The organism is Aureibaculum koreense (assembly GCF_034296135.1).
Lineage (GTDB): Bacteria > Bacteroidota > Bacteroidia > Flavobacteriales > Flavobacteriaceae > Aureibaculum.
Window position 1 is genome coordinate 348,884 of the sequence record NZ_JAXKVV010000001.1, and the last position, 17,051, is coordinate 365,934.

Annotated in this window: 17 protein-coding genes, 5 tRNA genes and 1 pseudogene; 3 read left to right on the top strand and 20 right to left on the bottom strand. The window is 34.0% G+C overall.

The genetic code is table 11. The features are described from left to right. Positions 1–30: 30 nt before the first annotated feature. From rplJ to lysS, 18 genes and pseudogenes are all read right to left on the bottom strand, one after another. On the bottom strand, positions 31–546 hold the full coding sequence (gene rplJ, locus UMM65_RS01715; RefSeq protein ID WP_321974733.1) for a 50S ribosomal protein L10: 516 nt from the start codon (positions 544–546) through the stop codon (positions 31–33). A gap of 12 nt (positions 547–558) precedes the next feature. Next, the gene (gene rplA, locus UMM65_RS01720; protein WP_321974734.1) at positions 559–1,257 is read right to left on the bottom strand and encodes a 50S ribosomal protein L1; all 699 of its coding nucleotides are present in this window, start codon (positions 1,255–1,257) and stop codon (positions 559–561) included. Positions 1,258–1,278: 21 nt separating this feature from the next. Next, complete coding sequence (gene rplK, locus UMM65_RS01725) at positions 1,279–1,716, bottom strand: 50S ribosomal protein L11 (RefSeq protein ID WP_321974735.1); 438 nt, start codon at positions 1,714–1,716, stop codon at positions 1,279–1,281. Positions 1,717–1,784: 68 nt separating this feature from the next. Then, the gene (gene nusG, locus UMM65_RS01730; RefSeq protein ID WP_321974736.1) at positions 1,785–2,333 is read right to left on the bottom strand and encodes a transcription termination/antitermination protein NusG; all 549 of its coding nucleotides are present in this window, start codon (positions 2,331–2,333) and stop codon (positions 1,785–1,787) included. 6 nt (positions 2,334–2,339) lie between these two features. Beyond that, a complete protein-coding gene (gene secE / locus UMM65_RS01735; RefSeq protein ID WP_415859539.1) occupies positions 2,340–2,531 on the bottom strand; it encodes a preprotein translocase subunit SecE in 192 nt (63 codons plus the stop codon). 73 nt (positions 2,532–2,604) lie between these two features. Further along, a tRNA-Trp gene (locus tag UMM65_RS01740) sits at positions 2,605–2,677 on the bottom strand. Positions 2,678–2,751: 74 nt separating this feature from the next. Continuing rightward, the gene (tuf, locus tag UMM65_RS01745; RefSeq protein WP_321974737.1) at positions 2,752–3,936 is read right to left on the bottom strand and encodes an elongation factor Tu; all 1,185 of its coding nucleotides are present in this window, start codon (positions 3,934–3,936) and stop codon (positions 2,752–2,754) included. Positions 3,937–3,994: 58 nt separating this feature from the next. Beyond that, positions 3,995–4,066, bottom strand: a tRNA-Thr gene (locus tag UMM65_RS01750). A 281-nt stretch (positions 4,067–4,347) separates the two neighbouring features. Beyond that, positions 4,348–4,420: transfer RNA gene (locus UMM65_RS01755), tRNA-Gly, on the bottom strand. 247 nt (positions 4,421–4,667) lie between these two features. Further along, positions 4,668–4,750: transfer RNA gene (locus UMM65_RS01760), tRNA-Tyr, on the bottom strand. 37 nt (positions 4,751–4,787) lie between these two features. Then, a tRNA-Thr gene (locus UMM65_RS01765) sits at positions 4,788–4,861 on the bottom strand. A 99-nt stretch (positions 4,862–4,960) separates the two neighbouring features. Next, positions 4,961–5,266 carry a ribosome hibernation-promoting factor, HPF/YfiA family gene (gene hpf, locus UMM65_RS01770; RefSeq protein WP_321974738.1) on the bottom strand — a complete coding sequence of 102 codons (306 nt, stop codon included), beginning with the start codon at positions 5,264–5,266 and terminating at the stop codon, positions 4,961–4,963. A gap of 6 nt (positions 5,267–5,272) precedes the next feature. Further along, complete coding sequence (locus UMM65_RS01775; protein ID WP_321974739.1) at positions 5,273–6,163, bottom strand: tyrosine-type recombinase/integrase; 891 nt, start codon at positions 6,161–6,163, stop codon at positions 5,273–5,275. A 107-nt stretch (positions 6,164–6,270) separates the two neighbouring features. Next, on the bottom strand, positions 6,271–6,468 hold the full coding sequence (gene rpsU / locus UMM65_RS01780; protein ID WP_321974740.1) for a 30S ribosomal protein S21: 198 nt from the start codon (positions 6,466–6,468) through the stop codon (positions 6,271–6,273). Between the two features lie 175 nt (positions 6,469–6,643). Beyond that, positions 6,644–9,136 (bottom strand): zinc-dependent metalloprotease, encoded by a 2,493-nt coding sequence (locus UMM65_RS01785; RefSeq protein ID WP_321974741.1) that lies wholly within the window; start codon positions 9,134–9,136, stop codon positions 6,644–6,646. A 120-nt stretch (positions 9,137–9,256) separates the two neighbouring features. Beyond that, on the bottom strand, positions 9,257–10,738 hold the full coding sequence (locus UMM65_RS01790; RefSeq protein WP_321974742.1) for an SLC13 family permease: 1,482 nt from the start codon (positions 10,736–10,738) through the stop codon (positions 9,257–9,259). Positions 10,739–11,074: 336 nt separating this feature from the next. Further along, a pseudogene (gene tnpA / locus UMM65_RS01795) lies at positions 11,075–11,505 on the bottom strand (IS200/IS605 family transposase). A 62-nt stretch (positions 11,506–11,567) separates the two neighbouring features. After that, positions 11,568–13,259, bottom strand: coding sequence for a lysine--tRNA ligase (gene lysS / locus UMM65_RS01800; RefSeq protein WP_321974744.1), 1,692 nt, complete (start codon positions 13,257–13,259; stop codon positions 11,568–11,570). A 241-nt stretch (positions 13,260–13,500) separates the two neighbouring features. Here lysS and UMM65_RS01805 point away from each other — a divergent pair, with 241 nt between their 5' ends. Genes UMM65_RS01805 through lipB form a run of 3 tightly spaced genes read left to right on the top strand, consistent with a single transcriptional unit; the run spans position 13,501 to position 15,108 of the window. Then, positions 13,501–13,659 (top strand): YqaE/Pmp3 family membrane protein, encoded by a 159-nt coding sequence (locus UMM65_RS01805; RefSeq protein ID WP_321974745.1) that lies wholly within the window; start codon positions 13,501–13,503, stop codon positions 13,657–13,659. Positions 13,660–13,666: 7 nt separating this feature from the next. After that, positions 13,667–14,404 (top strand): hypothetical protein, encoded by a 738-nt coding sequence (locus UMM65_RS01810; protein ID WP_321974746.1) that lies wholly within the window; start codon positions 13,667–13,669, stop codon positions 14,402–14,404. Beyond that, positions 14,401–15,108, top strand: a complete 708-nt coding sequence (gene lipB / locus UMM65_RS01815; RefSeq protein ID WP_321974747.1) for a lipoyl(octanoyl) transferase LipB — start codon at positions 14,401–14,403, stop codon at positions 15,106–15,108. The genes UMM65_RS01810 and lipB overlap by 4 nt, the downstream gene beginning before the upstream one ends. Before the next feature lie 116 nt (positions 15,109–15,224). Here lipB and UMM65_RS01820 read toward each other — a convergent pair whose 3' ends face one another. Together UMM65_RS01820 and UMM65_RS01825 are read right to left on the bottom strand one after the other, a co-directional pair. Continuing rightward, the gene (locus tag UMM65_RS01820) at positions 15,225–16,274 is read right to left on the bottom strand and encodes a nucleoid-associated protein (protein ID WP_321974748.1); all 1,050 of its coding nucleotides are present in this window, start codon (positions 16,272–16,274) and stop codon (positions 15,225–15,227) included. A gap of 90 nt (positions 16,275–16,364) precedes the next feature. After that, positions 16,365–17,051: a TapB family protein gene (locus UMM65_RS01825; RefSeq protein ID WP_321974750.1), complete on the bottom strand. Its 687-nt coding sequence runs from the start codon at positions 17,049–17,051 to the stop codon at positions 16,365–16,367.

Consider the following 17,051-nt stretch of genomic DNA (forward strand, 5'->3'; position numbering starts at 1 on the left):
TTTATTATTTAGTTTATAAGTGCGTACTTTTTATTTTTCTGATAAAGTCTTAATAATTCCAGATAATTTCTGACCACCTGATTGTAATGCCCCAATAACATTTTTAGCTGGAGACTGTAACAATCCGATAACTTCACCAATAAGTTCCTCTTTAGATTTAATGCTTACAAGAGTATCTAATTGGTTATCACCAACATAAATTGACTCTTCGATATAAGCTCCTTTGAGAACCGGTCTGTCAGATTTTTTACGGAATTCTTTAATTACTTTTGCTGGAGCATTACCAACTTCTGAAATCATTAAAGAGGTGTTCCCTTTTAAAACTTCTGGCAATTCTCCAAAATCTTTATCAGATTTTTCCATTGCTTTGGTAAGCAATGTATTTTTAACAACTGCCAATCTTACATTAGCTTTAAAACAAGCTCTACGTAATTTTGTAGTGTTTGAAGCATCTAAGCCTGATATATCCGCAAGGTATATAGTGCTATTATCAGCTAATTGGCTTGTTAAGTCGTCTATTACTTGTGATTTTTGTTCTCTAGTCATTTTTCTAAACTTTTAACTTGCTACAACTGATTTGGTATCTATTTGGATGCTAGGACTCATGGTACTAGACATAAATACACTTTTTACATATATTCCTTTGGAAGTTGTCGGTTTCAGCTTCATTATTGTTGTAAACAATTCTTTAGCATTACCCGCAATTTTATCGGCATCAAAAGATGCTTTTCCAATGGCAGCATGAATGATTCCTGTTTTATCAACTTTAAAATCAATTTTACCACCTTTAACATCTGCAACAGCTTTTGCAACATCCATAGTTACGGTACCGGTCTTAGGGTTTGGCATTAAGCCACGCGGACCCAATACTCTACCTAAAGGACCTAACTTACCCATAACACTTGGCATGGTTACAATTACGTCAACATCTGTCCATCCTCCTTTTATTTTTTGAAGGTACTCGTCTAATCCCACATAATCAGCACCCGCTTCTTTAGCTTCAGCTTCTTTATCTGGTGTTACCAATGCAAGAACTTTAACATCTTTACCAGTTCCATGAGGTAATGTTACCACACCGCGAACCATTTGATTTGCTTTTCTAGGATCTACTCCCAAACGAACCGCAACATCTATAGATGGATCAAACTTTACATTAGATATTTCTTTTACTAAAACAGAAGCTTCATCTAAAGTATATGCTTTTGTAGCATCTACCTTTGCTTTTGCTTCTTTTCTATTTTTAGTTAATTTCGACATTTTTTTATAAAATTATAAAGTTTAAGCAGGAAAACTTCCTTTAACTCTTATTCCCATTGATCTTGCTGTACCTGCAACCATTTTCATTGCTGATTCAACCTTAAACGCATTCAAATCTTGCATTTTATCTTCAGCAATGGTTCTAATTTGGTCCCAAGTTACTGTCGCTACTTTTTTACGATTAGGTTCTCCTGAACCCTTTTTCGTTTTAGCAGCTTCTAGTAATTGTACTGCTGCAGGTGGTGTTTTTACAACAAAGTCAAAAGACTTATCTTTAAAAACAGTAATTACCACTGGTAATACCTTGCCCGGTCTATCTTGAGTTCTAGCATTAAACTGCTTACAGAACTCCATAATGTTTACCCCGGCAGCACCTAAAGCAGGTCCAACAGGTGGTGAAGGGTTTGCTGCTCCTCCACGAACTTGTAATTTTACAACCTTACTAACTTCTTTTGCCATTTTTTAAACTTTAGTTTAGACTATATTCAATGGAAAGCTTAAATTTAGTCCTAAATATGTAACACTTATTATACTTTTTCAACTTGCATATAGCTTAATTCTAAAGGAGTTTTTCTCCCAAAGATTTTAACCATAACTTCAAGTTTACGTTTTTCTTCATTTATATTTTCGATAGTACCGTCAAATCCGTTGAATGGTCCATCAATAACTTTAACCGTTTCTCCTTTTACGTAAGGGATAGCAACATTTTCATTTTGAACCGCCAATTCATCAACTTTACCTAACATTCTGTTCACTTCCGACTTTCTCAAAGGCACAGGGTCACCACCCTTAACCTCTCCTAAAAAACCAATTACCCCAGTAACGGATTTAATAACATGTGGAAGTTCTCCAGTTAAATTAGCCTGAATCATTATATAGCCCGGAAAATAAACCTTTTCTTTATTAACTTTTTTTCCTTGACGTATTTGAATAACTTTTTCTGTAGGCACCAGCACTTGGTCGACATGATCGGAAAGACCCAATCGAGCAATTTCATTCTCAATATAAGTCTTAACTTTATTTTCTTGACCACCTATAGCTCTTACCACATACCATTTCTTTACAGAATCAGTCATATTCTTTTAATTAAATATATTAAAATATTGTTCTAAACCTAATTGAAATACTTTATCAACGCCAAATACGGCTAAAGCAAATAAAACAGTAAAAATAGCTACTACAACAGTAGATTTTTGAGCTTCAGTAAAAGATATCCAAGTAACCTTTTGGTTTAATTCTTCAAAAGACTCTTTAATGTATGTAACAATACCCATTATATTTATTTTTTGTAACGCCTAATCTAACTTACTTAGGGTAAATTTAATTTTGAATCACTCTATTTATTTGCACGGGTGGAGAGGCTCGAACTCCCGACACCCGGTTTTGGAGACCGGTGCTCTACCAACTGAGCTACACCCGTATAGAATATTAGGTGCTCCTTTAAAAGGAGCACCTATTCCTATAATATATAATTAACTAAAAGTCTCAGGTGTCTTACAATATTTCAGTTACCTGACCAGCACCTACTGTTCTACCACCTTCACGTATTGCAAAACGTAAACCTACGTTCATTGCAATTGGCTGATGTAAATCAACAGTAATAGTTAAGTTATCACCAGGCATTACCATTTCTACACCAGAAGGCAAGTTAATAGTGCCTGTAACGTCAGTTGTTCTTACATAGAACTGAGGACGATAATTGTTATGGAATGGAGTATGACGTCCACCTTCTTCTTTTTTAAGGATATAAACCTCTGCTTTGAATTTATCGTGTGGAGTTACAGAACCTGGCTTACAGATTACCATACCTCTTTTAATTTGATCTTTTTCAATACCTCTTAATAAGATACCAACGTTATCACCAGCTTCACCTCTATCTAATATTTTACGGAACATTTCAACTCCAGTAACGGTAGAACCTAATTTTTCAGCTCCCATACCTATAATATCAACAGCATCACCAGTATTGGCAACTCCAGTTTCAATACGTCCAGTAGCCACAGTACCACGACCAGTAATTGAGAATACATCTTCTATTGGCATTAAGAAAGGTTTATCAACATCACGTGCAGGCAATTCAATCCAACTATCAACAGCTTCCATTAATTCCACAACAGAATTAACCCATTTTTCTTCACCATTTAAAGCCCCTAAAGCAGAACCAGAAATTACAGGTCCGTTATCACCATCGTACTCATAGAAGTTTAATAAGTCTCTTACTTCCATATCAACAAGCTCTAATAACTCTTCATCATCAACCATGTCAACCTTGTTCAAGAAAACAACAATTCTAGGAATACCAACTTGGCGACCTAATAAGATATGCTCTCTAGTTTGAGGCATAGGTCCATCAGTTGCAGCTACAACCAATATAGCACCGTCCATTTGGGCAGCACCAGTAACCATGTTCTTCACATAATCCGCGTGACCAGGACAATCAACGTGTGCATAGTGACGATTTTCAGTCGCATACTCAACGTGAGATGTATTAATTGTTATACCTCTTTCTTTTTCTTCTGGAGCATTATCAATTTGGTCGAAATTTTTAACTTCTGAATAGCCTTTATCAGCTAAAACCTTTGTAATTGCTGCAGTTAATGTTGTTTTACCGTGGTCAACGTGTCCAATTGTACCAATATTTAAGTGTGGTTTTGAACGATCAAAATTTGCTTTTGCCATGATTGTTTAATTTTAAATCTTAGTTATATATATTTAGTTATTCTTGTATTCAATTTTGAGCCAATGACGGGAATTGAACCCGTGACCTCTTCCTTACCAAGGAAACGCTCTACCCCTGAGCTACACCGGCTAATCAGGTTTTAAGTTCAAAGTACAAGACTAAGAACAATAACTCAAAGTTATTCAGCGAAACAACTTTACATTAAGTAATTTCATTTAGAGCGTGAGACCATGATTTAAGGCATGAAAACATCTACTCTTTGAGCGAGAGACCCACCTTCATTACATTTCGGACGGGCAGGCCAAGTTTACCTCGACTTCGCTCGGCACAGGCTTCTCACCCTGTATTTCAAAACCTCAACAAACTTTTCCTTAAAACAAATGGATTTTGTCAATGTTTTAAACTCTTTGAGCGAGAGACCGGGTTCGAACCGGCGACATTCAGCTTGGAAGGCTGACGCTCTACCAACTGAGCTACTCTCGCATTTTATCTATATAAATAATATAGAGATGGTAAATCAATATTTCAATAAACTTTTTAATTCTTATTTTGAGCTTTACAAAAGCAAGCTTTTGACGATGAAAATTCAATTTTAAACTTGTTCAGTTCCACTATCAAGGATTACCTCACTATCGTTCGGTGATCCTTTCGGGTGGCCCCGAACATAAAATTTTCTCTTCACAACTTTACAAAAGCAAGCTTTTGACTTTTGCTCTTAGAAAATTTTATGTGGGGAGAGCAGGATTCGAACCTACGAAGACGAAAGTCAGCGGAGTTACAGTCCGCCCCAGTTGGCCGCTTTGGTATCTCCCCAAAAATTTAATTCAAAGAACTAATTTCAATATTATTGAGCCGATAGAGGGACTCGAACCCACGACCTGCTGATTACAAATCAGCTGCTCTAGCCAGCTGAGCTATATCGGCTTATTATATAAAAAAACAAACCGCTTTTTCTAACGGTTTGCAAATGTATAAAGTTTTATTTTTTTTACAAAACTTTTATGTCTATTTTTTTATTTATTATTACGCATGGTAAGATCGTTGTTTTTCTTTCTTTTTACACAGCTGTCTTTTTAACGATTCTGTTATCAAATCAATCGCTTCTTCAAAACTCTTACATTGCTTTTTTACTATTAATTCATCGCCAGGGATAAGCAACTTGATTTCTGCAATTTTATTTTCCTTTTCACTAGTGTTTTGTACTTTTAAATAAACATCTGCTCCAATTATTTTATCATAAAATTTTTCAAGGTTTTCTGTTTTGGTCTGAACAAAGCCTACAAGACTTTTATCAATATTAAAATTTACTGATTGAATATTTACTTTCATAATAAATTAGGTTTTAGAGCTCCTTGGATGAGCTTGGTTATAAACTTTTTTTAATTCATTTAAACTACTATGGGTATAAATCTGTGTCGAAGCCAAACTTGAATGCCCCAACAGTTCTTTAACTGAGTTTAAGTCTGCCCCTTCGTTTAATAGATGTGTTGCAAATGAATGCCTAATAACATGAGGGCTTTTTTTAACTTTAGAAGATACTTGACCAAAATACTCATTTATTATTCTATAAACAAGATTTGGATATATTTTATTGCCTTTGTTTGTTATAAAAAGATAGTTGCCAGTATAATCTAATTGTTTTCTTTCAGAAAGATAATCGGTTAACGTTTGTTGTACAGAATTTAATAAAGGAACATACCTTTCTTTATTTCTCTTACCTATTACCTTTAGCGTAGCATTGTGAAGATTAACGTCACTCAATTTTAATTCAATAAGTTCTGCCCGTCGCATTCCGGTTGAATATAATAACTCAACAATTAATTTGTTTCGGATGCCTTCAAAATCTATATCGTCGAAATTCAAATTATCTAATACTTCTTCAACTTCTGCTTGAGAAAATGGAACTTGCATTTTCTTTGAAACTTTTAACGCTTGATGGCTTAACAGCGGAGTTTCCTTTATTTGCTTGGTTTTGACCAAATATTTATAATACGTTTTTAAACTGGTAATTTTTCTGTTGATAGTTCTGTTAGATTTTTTTTGATTAACCATTTCTACAATCCATGACCTAACTTGACCGTAGTTTATTTCAGTCAACTTATCTGAATTATAAGTTTTTTGACAAAATAATTTAAAAGATTTTAAATCGTCTTGATATGCTCTAACGGTATGCGGTGAGTATTTTTTCTCTGAAGTAAGATAATCGATAAATTGAATTATTGACATAAAAAAAACCGTTAGTAAACAAAGCTACAAAATATGTAGTGGTTTTACTAACGGTTTAACTTATTTTTAGTAGAAATCAGATACCTATATATAATAGGTATAATTTACTAACCTTGTTCTTCTTCTGTTCTAATGTTCTGAACATATTGAGCTTTCTGAATCTGAGCTCTTCTTTCAACTGAAGGTTTTGTAAAATGTTTGCGATCACGCAACTGCTTCATAGTTTTAGTTCTATCAAATTTTCTCTTAAAACGTTTTAACGCTCTATCGATATTCTCACCATCTTTTACTGGAATTATTAACATAATGTTGCACCTCCCTTCATATGTACTCTTTTAGATTTTTAAAAAAATATGGACTTTTTCCATTTCCGTTTTCTTAACGGACGGCAAAGATACAAAACTATTTGCGATTAAAACATATATAGTATTATAAAAAAAAATCCGACTTACGCCGGATTTTTAAAATTTCCAATTTCAGTTACTTCGGATCTAATATGTTCTCTATCCTTTCAGCAATATCTTGTAGGTGAATTCTTTTCATGCCTGATGAACTTGCAGCAGCAGATCTTGCCGATCTTTGTATACTTTTAAGTTCAGCTCTAACTACAGGTCTAATGTCAGATTCTTTTACATTTACATTAGTTCTGGTTACCCATCTTCTAAATTGAGCTGGGATAGGCGTTTGCTCTTTTGTCATTAAATATTCCATCCTATCGATATAGGCACGTTGTAAGTTTCTTCTATACGTATCTATTGAACGTCCGTTGTAAACCTCGCTCCAAACACCTCTTCTTAAATCTCGCATCATATCTAGCAAACTATAAGCTTTGTTTCCGTTCAGTGTTTCATTCTCTATCATTCTGGCCATTCTGCCAAAATCGAGAATATTATCTAAAGTTCTGGCTTGCATACCTCTAATTCTTTCAACGGCACCGGCACTTTCAAATTTATTGAAAAGATTATCATCAATCATCCATGTTGGTGTTTCAAATAAATTTTTATGCAAAAATTGTAAAGATTCTTTTTGTTTCTCTTTTGCAACATGTGTATATATTGCCCCTTCTTGGTCTGATGTTTTATAATTTTCGTATATACCACCAATATTTGAAGTTACATGACCCATATAACGGTTATATTGAGAAATTACATGACCGTACATTGTTTCCAGATCATCATAATTTTCACCTTCTTTTGATGTCCATTTAATCAAGTTAGGAATAATACGCTTAAGGTTTGCAATTCCATAATCACTAGCTTTTATCGCATCGTCACCTAAATCTTCTGTTTGAGAACTTGGGTCAATAGCCCCACCGCCCTGCTGACGACCAAATCTGTACATTGGGTCCCCTGCATGTTTTAAAATCCATGAACCCAATGTTTTCTTTTCATCCGTTGGCGTCTTAGCATCTAAAATCGGTCTGTAACCCCAAGCTATAGCATATTTATCGTAAACCCCAATATTTGGCATTAAAGCCACACCTTCGTCTTCTGGCTGGGCAATATAGTTAAAACGAGCATAATCCATTATAGAAGGAGCCGTACCATATTTTTGGGTAAATGTTTTTGAACGTAAGGAATCGACAGGATATGCAACGCTACTCCCCATGTTATGTGGCAAACCAAGTGTATGACCTACTTCATGAGCAGAAACAAAACGAATTAAACGGCCCATAACCTCATCTTTAAATTCAGCAGTTTGAGCATCAGGATTTATAGCAGCCGTCTGTACAAAAAACCAACCGTTTAATAAACTCATTACATTGTGGTACCAGTTAATATCCGATTCTAAAATTTCACCAGAACGCGGATCACTTACGTGAGGGCCATTGGCGTTAGGGATTGGCGAAGCCAAATACCGAACCACAGAATACCGAACATCTTCAGGACTCCATTCCGGGTCTTCCTCAACAGTTGGCGGATCTTTTGCTATGATAGCGTCTTTAAACCCAGCAGCTTCAAAAGCCACCTGCCAATCTTCAATACCATCTTTAATATACTGTCTCCATTTTACAGGTGTTGCTCTATCAATATAGTAAACAATTTGCTTTTTAGGAATAACCAATTCGCCCCTCTTAAACTTCTCTATATCTTCATCTTTAACTTCTAAACGCCATCTATCCAAATAGGTAACTCTTTCGCTTTTTTGAGCTTCTAAACCATAGTCTATTTGACTAGAAGTAAACCAACCAACCCTTTCATCAAACATTCTACGTTGCATGGGTACTTTTGGCAACAACACCATAGAATTATTAATTTCAATAGAGATTGTACCTGTACTTGAATTTGATGGTGGCGAACCCGCCATATATGTTTTTACATGACGAGCTTCTATATTTTCAGGATAACTTTTAATACTTTCTATAAAAGATTTATCTGCATCCAATCTTGTAACTTTGTATTGCTTTCTTCTAGAGTCAGGCAAACCTAATGCCTTAACATCCTTATTAAAAAAATCAGTTACGTCTATAACCGTGGCAGTGGAATCTTTACTAAAAGCTTTAATCGGAAAAGTAAATAGTATAGGTTCAAAATTTGAATTTACAACCGCTTCGTGCACAGGCAAAGAATCTGCCGCAACTACGGAATGCGAAACCACTCTGGCAATTATTTTTTTACCGTGTTTCTGCCAACGGACAACTTTTGTGTTTTGCTTACCTCCACCAAAACCAATACCCGAAGCTGTTTTAGCAATACGGGTTACCATTAACATTTCACGTTCTAACAAAGAATCTGGAATTTCGTAAAAATACTTTTCATCCAATTCATGTACCTTAAACAAACCTTCGTCTGTTTTTGCCTCTTTCGTAATTACTTTGCTGTAAGGTTGAATGTCTCCTTTTTTAGCAGGTGGTTTTTTTGCTGTTTCCGCCGCTTTAGCCTTTGATTTACTTGCTTCTTTTGTACTTGAGCAGGAAGCAGTTAACAATGCCATTATAACAACAGTCATTGCAATAGGTAGTCGTTTGAACATAAATTTAATGGAGTAAAAGGGTTAATTAAAAAATTTTTAAAAAAGCGAAAATATTGAATAATGATTAATTTATTCTTAATGAAATGTTAAAGAAGTAGTTAATTTCTAAATTATAACGTACTACTTTTTCAATTCCTCAGGAAAACCTTGAACTGTCAAATCCCATAATTCAGGTAAAACGAAATACACAAAAAGCGTTAGAATAATTATGGAAATAACATTCATAACAATCCCTTTAGATACCATATCAGGTATCCGCAAATAACCTGAGCCAAAAACCACGGCGTTTGGTGGTGTTGCCACAGGTAACATAAAAGCACATGACGCAGCGACAGCGGCGGCAGTCATAAGTATAAACGGATGTACATCAACAGTTAACGCCATTGGTGCCAGCACAGGTAAAAGCATGGCTGTTGTAGCTAAATTAGAAGTAATCTCTGTCAAAAAATTAACAGAGGCAATCAATACAAAAACTAATAAAATCAATGTTAATCCACCAAAAGCGGTCATTTGATTACCGAGCCAAAACGCCAATCCGCTAACTTCAAATCCTTTTGCCAATGCCATACCACCACCAAATAAAATAATGATGCCCCAAGGTAACTTTACGGCTTCGTCCCAATTGATTAATTTTTCTTTTTTATCTTTTGATGGGATTAAAAACAAAAGTACTGCAAAAGCTATTGCAATAATGGTATCATCCAATTGAGGCAATATTTTTTCCAATAAAAAAGAACGCGTTATCCAACAAAAGGCGGTTAGTGCAAACACAAATGTCACTACTTTTTCTTCGTAGGAAATTTTCCCTAATTTTTGTAAAAGCCGCTTTATTTCTGCTCTACCTCCTGGGAATTCTTTTTGCCTAAAAGTAAATGCAAATCGTGTTAAATATTTCCAGCATATAAATAGAAGTACCACAGAAATTGGAAAGCCGAACATAAACCATTGCGAAAAAGTAATTTCGTAGCCATAGGTTTCTTCGACTACACCGGCCAATACTAAATTTGGTGGTGTGCCAATAAGCGTGGCGATACCGCCAATTGAAGCACTATAAGCAATGGATAACATTAATGCTTTACCGAATATTTGGTTTTCGTCTTCAGCGGTATTAGGGTTATCTTTTAACTGTTTTATAATGGCGATACCAATGGGTAACATCATTACCGAAGTAGCTGTATTTGAAATCCACATGGAAAGAAATGCGGTGGCTAACATAAACCCTAAAATAATTTTCCGAACATCAGACCCGATGAGATTGATAATATTTAAAGCAATACGTCTATGAAGATTCCATTTTTCAATGGCAATGGCAATGATAAATCCGCCCAAGTATAAAAACACATATTTATGTCCGTAAGAACCACTTGTTGAAGCAATATCCAACCCACCAGACAATGGAAATAAGACAATGGGTAACAAGGCAGTAACTGCAATAGGAATGGCTTCGGTTATCCACCAAATGGCAATCCATAAGGTAGCGGCTAAAACCGCATTGGCCTCTTTTGATAATCCTTCAGGATGGAAAAACAGCAATGTTAAAGCAAAAACTATTGGGCCGAGAATTAGTCCTATTTTTTGGGTTATGGTTGTGGAGTTAGACATTAGATTTTAGACGTGAGACATTAGAATCTATGGGTAAATCTAATGACTTTTTTTGAGCTAAAATGTTTGTTGTAACAATTGTCCCCTTGAGGGGACAATACTCACATTGAAATTTCTATAGAATATTACTCTTTTGGTAAATCTAATAATACAAATTGGAGTTTATATCCTACAATTTTGCATCATTTAAAAATGGATAAATCCATCCATATTAAAAAACGGGATAAATCCATATTAAAAAACGGGATAAATCCCATTTCTATTCATTGAATTGCATCCTGATTTATCAGGATGTAAAAATTATGAAATCATATTAGGGCTTTAGCCAAAACATTATTAATTATCCTCAAATCCAAATTTTGAAATAAATTCTTGATATTCATCTTCAAAACTCTTTTACCATGGTGGATTTCCTGATTTTTTATATAATTCCTTACTTTATCAATCATTGACTCAGAAACGGAAACTGCAAAATATTCATCTTGCCATTGAAATTTCTTTTTTGTTAAATTCTGTTTATTAATCCAAAAAGAGGATTCTCCTTTAATCAATTGCATTACTTTTTGAATGGTTTGATCTCGCCCCAAAGAGACCAAACAATGACAATGGTCTGAATAACCGTTAATAAAATCAATAAAAATGCCTTTTTCTTTGGCATTTTCCCGTATGTGGTGCCATACTTTCTTTCTCAACTCCTTAGAGTCAAGATATGGAACTCGATTTTTTGTACTCCAAACAAAATGTATGTATGTTTTTACAAATGGCATTAAATAGACGTTTGCACGATTAAATAATATTAAAATGGAATAAACCCAATTTCCATTCAAATTTAAACCACCTCGACAAACAACCCATCATCATTTTTTACAACTTTAGCCAATTTATGCTTAGTCAGTCCCTTAATGGTTTTATCCCACTTTTTATTGCTTAGTCCTGATTGCGATTTAAGTTCGTTTAAATCCATGGGTGAGTTTGCTTTTAACAATTTCAACACAGCTTTTTCTTCATCCGTCATTTCAATTGCTTTCTTTTCAGGTCGCATTTGTGGGAAAAACAACACTTCTTGAATGGATTGTTGATTGGTCAAAAACATAATCAATCTGTCCATACCAATACCTAAACCAGAAGTTGGTGGCATGCCATATTCTAAGGCACGTAAAAAGTCATAATCTATAAATTCGGTGGCTTCATCATCACCTTTTTGAGCCAATTTTAATTGATGTTCAAAACGTTCTCTTTGATCAATTGGGTCATTGAGTTCAGAATAGGCATTGGCAACTTCTTTACCACAAACCATCAATTCGAACCGTTCGGTCAGTTCTGGATTCGTACGGTGTTCTTTACACAACGGACTCATTTCTTTTGGATAGTCTGTTATAAACGTAGGTTGAATATAATTACCCTCGCATTTTTCACCAAAAATTTCATCAATCAATTTACCTTTACCCATAGTTTCGTCAACTTCAACATCCATTTCTTTTGCCGCTTTACGGATTTCATCTTCCGTTTTGTTGGTAATATCAAATCCAGTAAATTCTTTAATGGCATCCGTCATAGTAACACGTGGATATGGAGCTTTAAAATCGATATTATGTTTACCAAAAGTAGCTTTAGTAGTTCCGTTGACTTCTTTTGCACAGTATTCCAAAAGATTCTCTACAAACTCCATCATCCAATTATAATCTTTGTATGCTACATAGATTTCCATAGCCGTAAACTCAGGGTTATGGGTTCTGTCCATTCCTTCATTACGGAAATTTTTGGAGAATTCATACACACCGTCAAAACCACCAACTATCAGTCTTTTTAAATACAGTTCATTGGCGATACGCATATACAAAGGCATGTCCAAACTGTTATGATGCGTAACAAATGGTCTTGCTGCTGCTCCACCGGGAATGGGTTGTAATATTGGTGTTTCCACTTCAAAATAGCCCGCATCATTAAAATAATTACGCATGGCATTAAAGAGCTTAGTCCGTTTAACAAAAACCTCTTTGACGTGTGGATTTACCACCAAATCTGCATAACGTTGTCGGTAACGCAACTCGGGGTCGTTAAATTCATCGTGGATATTTCCTTCGGCATCTACTTTTGGTAATGGTAAGGGTCTCAGCGTTTTACTCAACAAAGTAAAATCCTTTACTCTAATGGTTTTTTCACCCACTTTAGTGAGGAATAATTCCCCTTCAATACCTATAAAATCGCCAATATCCAATAGCTTTTTATAAACATCGTTGTATTTACTTTTATCATCACCAGTACAAATTTCGTCGCGATTAAAATATACTTGAATTCGCCCATCACTATCTTGCAACTCCGCAAAACTGGCATTTCCTTGAATACGACGAGACATTAAACGCCCTGCAACTATAACTTTTTTACCTTGCTTAAAATTAGATTTTACCTGTTTTGAAGTATGATTTACAGGAAATAAATCTGCCGGATACGGGTTGATTCCTAACTGACGTAATTTTTGTAATTTTTCTCGCCTAACTATTTCTTGTTCTGACAATGCCATAAAAATGCTATTAATTTGGCGGCAAAGATAGTACTTTGGGATTGAAGATTTAAAATTTGAGATTTAAAATTTCTTTGCCTTCCAAGGCCTGACTACTATTCTGTAACAAACTTAGTCAAAAAACGTCCTATTAATTGATAAAAAGTTCCTGTGCTTTATGATTTTATGCATTTCTTAAAAACCGCGAACTGAAGTCTGAATACTGCCAACTTTTTAATCTATATTTGTAAACGAAATTATTATGGGTTGTTTTAGGGTATTACTCTCAATTATTTGTCCTCCTTTAGCGGTTATTGACCAAGGTTGCGGTTCAATTGTAATTGTACTAATTCTCACTTTATTCGGCTGGGTGCCAGGTGTAATAGCTGCACTGATTATTTTAAACAATCCTAAAAACTAAATTTACAATGTTAAAAAAATTCTTATTTATTATTAGTTTACTATTACTTGTTACGAGCTGTACTTTTACCGAAGAAGTTCATTTTAACAAAGACGGAAGCGGATCTTATAATTTTGAAGTTGACATGAGTGAAATGTTACAAGAAATGAAAGATATGGGTACAAAAGAAGACTCATTAAGCGAACCTGAAGTTATAGATACTACTTATTATTTTAGAGATATTCTTGAAGAAAAAAAAGATAGTATTGCCCAATTGTCTGAAGAAGATCAAGCTTCTTTACGAGCTATTGCGGATATGAATGTACATATGCAAGTTGACGAGGAAAAAGGTAAGATGTTAATGGCTTTTGGCTTAGATTTTAAGGATGTTTCCGATATAAAAAACATAGAAGAAAAACTGTCTAAAGCCATGGCGGTTAATAAGAAGCAAACGAACAATCCACCTATGTTCAACAAGTCGAATGTAACTTTTAGTTTTGATGGTAAAAATTTTACTAGAAAAACAATACCTAAAGACTTAACAAAAGAAGAGGAAGAAGAAGTAGATAAAGGTATAGAGCAATCAGGTTCTTTTCTGGAAGGAAGTACATATAAATTAATCTATCATTTTACGAAAAAAATAAAAACCGTTACCTATAAAGATGCCAATATAAGCAATGACGGCAAAACACTTACCATTGAAGTGCCAATGGATTCTTTAATAAAACACCCAACACTATTGGATTTTAAATTAAAATTGAATTGATAGTAAAAAATAAGAACATACTACTTCAAGATTTAGGTACAAAAGATTACAAAGAAACTTGGGATTATCAGGAAGAATTGTTCGATGCCATTGTTCAGATAAAACGCAAGAACAGAAATGAAAATTTAAATATTGAAACTCCAAATCACTTTTTATTTGTAGAGCATCCACATGTTTATACGTTGGGCAAAAGTGGTGATCTAAATAATTTATTATTAAGTGAAAAACAGCTCAATGATAAAGGCATAACCTTTCATAAAATAAATCGTGGTGGCGATATAACTTATCACGGATTTGGCCAAATAGTTGGCTATCCTATTTTGGATTTGGATAATTTTTTTAATGATATAGGCAAATACATGCGTGGCTTGGAAGAAACCATCATTCGCGTATTGGCAGAATACGGATTAAAAGGAGAACGCAGTAAAGGCGAAACAGGTGTTTGGTTGGACGTTGGCACTCCATTTGCCAGAAAAATTTGTGCTTTGGGCGTAAGAAGCAGTCGCTGGGTAACTATGCACGGTTTTGCACTAAATGCAAATACCAATTTAGGTTATTTTGATCATATTATTCCCTGTGGCATTCGTGGCAAAGCAGTTACTTCAATGGAGGTCGAATTGGGTAAAAAGTTAAACATTGAAGAAATAAAGTCAAAAATTCTTAATCATTTTGGAGATGTTTTTGAATGTGCTATCTTAAAATGAATCTTTACTCGCTTTGAACGAGAACTAACTGAATATAATCCGTCTGCTCGTTCTGAATGACAGATAAAATTGAAGACCGTGGTCAAAAAACTGCCAACTGAAGACTGATAACGATATCAATCCTCCTCATTAAAATAGACTTTATAATATTTCATTTTACGGTTTTCGTCATAACCTTTTTCTAAATATTCTTCAGCGGCATCAGGGGCGTCAATATCCAATTTAATTTGGATGTTTGTATCTAGTTTTATCTCCGTTTTTATCTTTTTCTTTTGCTTTTTTACAACGGCTTCAGAAATAGAAAACTGATTACGCACCAATACGCCATTAATATCTTCAAATTGTTTTTTATAACCATCAAAGAGTTCTTTTCTATTATCTTCTTCAAAAACGGTTTCTTTAAAATCGTGTACATTTACACTTTCATTTTCTTTAAAAAAATCTATAGTTTGTGCTAAAAACTGATTTTGTTGCTGATTGCCAAACTCTTGTTTTATAACTTCTTCAGAAAAATCTTTACATAAATCTATATATACTTGTGTATGACGGTTGCTATCATCAGCATATTTGATATTTAGGAAATTTTGAATCCAATATTGAGCGTCATAGTTATTATTATCAACAGTTAAAACAGTATATCCAGCATCGTCTTGTGAGTTAATGACCAAACAACCTTTGTCCAATTTTTTGGTACTAATTCCTTTTTGAACAAAAACATCAAAACTATTATTCTCTAAATACGTTTGAAAAAAATCGGCTTTGTTTTCGATTTTAAATATCCCTAAAGCTTGTGTATTTACATCTCTATATTCAATGTCTTCAAATAATGCCACAATAACATCTCCCGTTTTTATTTGGGCAGAATTGGACTGTTCGAACAAATGCTTTACAATATTTCTAGAAATTTCTATAAAACTATTATCATCTTTAAATACATGTTGAGCATAGCTATTTATTTCATTTAAACTAATATCCGCATGATGATTAAAACGATAACTTTCCGTTAAATTCCCAAAAGGTTTTAACAAAAAAGGTTGCATTAATTTGTAACTATCTTCATCAAAAGTTATTACATCTTCAGAAAATACATTTTTAGCTTCGTTAAATTTATTACCTACTTTATGAATAATGAATTTTGAAATAAAAGCCTTGTTTCTTTTGATCATTTGAATAGTAATTTAAGAATGGCAAATGTAAGGCTTACATTTTTTAATTTTCAATATAGAAAACTATTTTTCTTTCTGAATTTTGTAAAATTATTTGATGATTTTAGTCAATTCTTGAGAGCCAATTAGTTTTCCCTTTTTATTGTATGATTCAGATTTAACTATAGCCTTGTCTTCACTATGCCATTCTACTCCACTACCCTTTACTTTTATAAAACCTATTTTGCTTTCAAAATCATAAGACAACTTAGTGCAATCAAAAGTTCCAGCAGAGGTTGTAATCTTTTCATTTCCTACAATTTTTCTATTGGTTATATCCATGGTAACGGTAACAATTTTCAAATCATTATTAAATACTTTAACCGTGATAGATCCATCGTTCAAATTAGTACCAACTTCCATAGTACTAGGAAATTCTAGGATATCACCCTGCATTTCAACCGTGAAATCATCACTATTATAACTAGAAATCTGACTGCTATCAAAAAATCGAATCATATCTATTGCAATCATCCCTTCAGTACATGACACTTTATATTCTGAACTGAATGTTTCCTCCTTTTCAGTTGCAGTAGTCATGTTGATCAGAGCAGTGACTTTACCATCTTGATTACTTATATTTTTAGTTTTGTGCGTGCTTTTTGAAGTTTCTTTACCCTTCTTATCAAATTGGGTATATTCTAATGTTACACCTTCATTTAAAATTAAAAAATCGCAATCTTGGGCAACTATTTGTAATGTAAAAAGCAAGGTAACACCTAGTATAATTTTTTTCAT

What these genes read in the sequence shown, in the direction of transcription:
- rplJ (WP_321974733.1), bottom strand. Translation starts at nt 546, where the DNA reads ATGACTAGAGAACAAAAATCACAAGTAATAGACGACTTAACAAGCCAA.
- rplA (WP_321974734.1), bottom strand. Translation starts at nt 1,257, where the DNA reads ATGTCGAAATTAACTAAAAATAGAAAAGAAGCAAAAGCAAAGGTAGAT.
- rplK (WP_321974735.1), bottom strand. Translation starts at nt 1,716, where the DNA reads ATGGCAAAAGAAGTTAGTAAGGTTGTAAAATTACAAGTTCGTGGAGGA.
- nusG (WP_321974736.1), bottom strand. Translation starts at nt 2,333, where the DNA reads ATGACTGATTCTGTAAAGAAATGGTATGTGGTAAGAGCTATAGGTGGT.
- secE (WP_415859539.1), bottom strand. Translation starts at nt 2,531, where the DNA reads ATGGGTATTGTTACATACATTAAAGAGTCTTTTGAAGAATTAAACCAA.
- tuf (WP_321974737.1), bottom strand. Translation starts at nt 3,936, where the DNA reads ATGGCAAAAGCAAATTTTGATCGTTCAAAACCACACTTAAATATTGGT.
- hpf (WP_321974738.1), bottom strand. Translation starts at nt 5,266, where the DNA reads ATGAAAGTAAATATTCAATCAGTAAATTTTAATATTGATAAAAGTCTT.
- UMM65_RS01775 (WP_321974739.1), bottom strand. Translation starts at nt 6,163, where the DNA reads ATGTCAATAATTCAATTTATCGATTATCTTACTTCAGAGAAAAAATAC.
- rpsU (WP_321974740.1), bottom strand. Translation starts at nt 6,468, where the DNA reads ATGTTAATAATTCCAGTAAAAGATGGTGAGAATATCGATAGAGCGTTA.
- UMM65_RS01785 (WP_321974741.1), bottom strand. Translation starts at nt 9,136, where the DNA reads ATGTTCAAACGACTACCTATTGCAATGACTGTTGTTATAATGGCATTG.
- UMM65_RS01790 (WP_321974742.1), bottom strand. Translation starts at nt 10,738, where the DNA reads ATGTCTAACTCCACAACCATAACCCAAAAAATAGGACTAATTCTCGGC.
- lysS (WP_321974744.1), bottom strand. Translation starts at nt 13,259, where the DNA reads ATGGCATTGTCAGAACAAGAAATAGTTAGGCGAGAAAAATTACAAAAA.
- UMM65_RS01805 (WP_321974745.1), top strand. Translation starts at nt 13,501, where the DNA reads ATGGGTTGTTTTAGGGTATTACTCTCAATTATTTGTCCTCCTTTAGCG.
- UMM65_RS01810 (WP_321974746.1), top strand. Translation starts at nt 13,667, where the DNA reads ATGTTAAAAAAATTCTTATTTATTATTAGTTTACTATTACTTGTTACG.
- UMM65_RS01820 (WP_321974748.1), bottom strand. Translation starts at nt 16,274, where the DNA reads ATGATCAAAAGAAACAAGGCTTTTATTTCAAAATTCATTATTCATAAA.
- UMM65_RS01825 (WP_321974750.1), bottom strand. Translation starts at nt 17,051, where the DNA reads ATGAAAAAAATTATACTAGGTGTTACCTTGCTTTTTACATTACAAATA.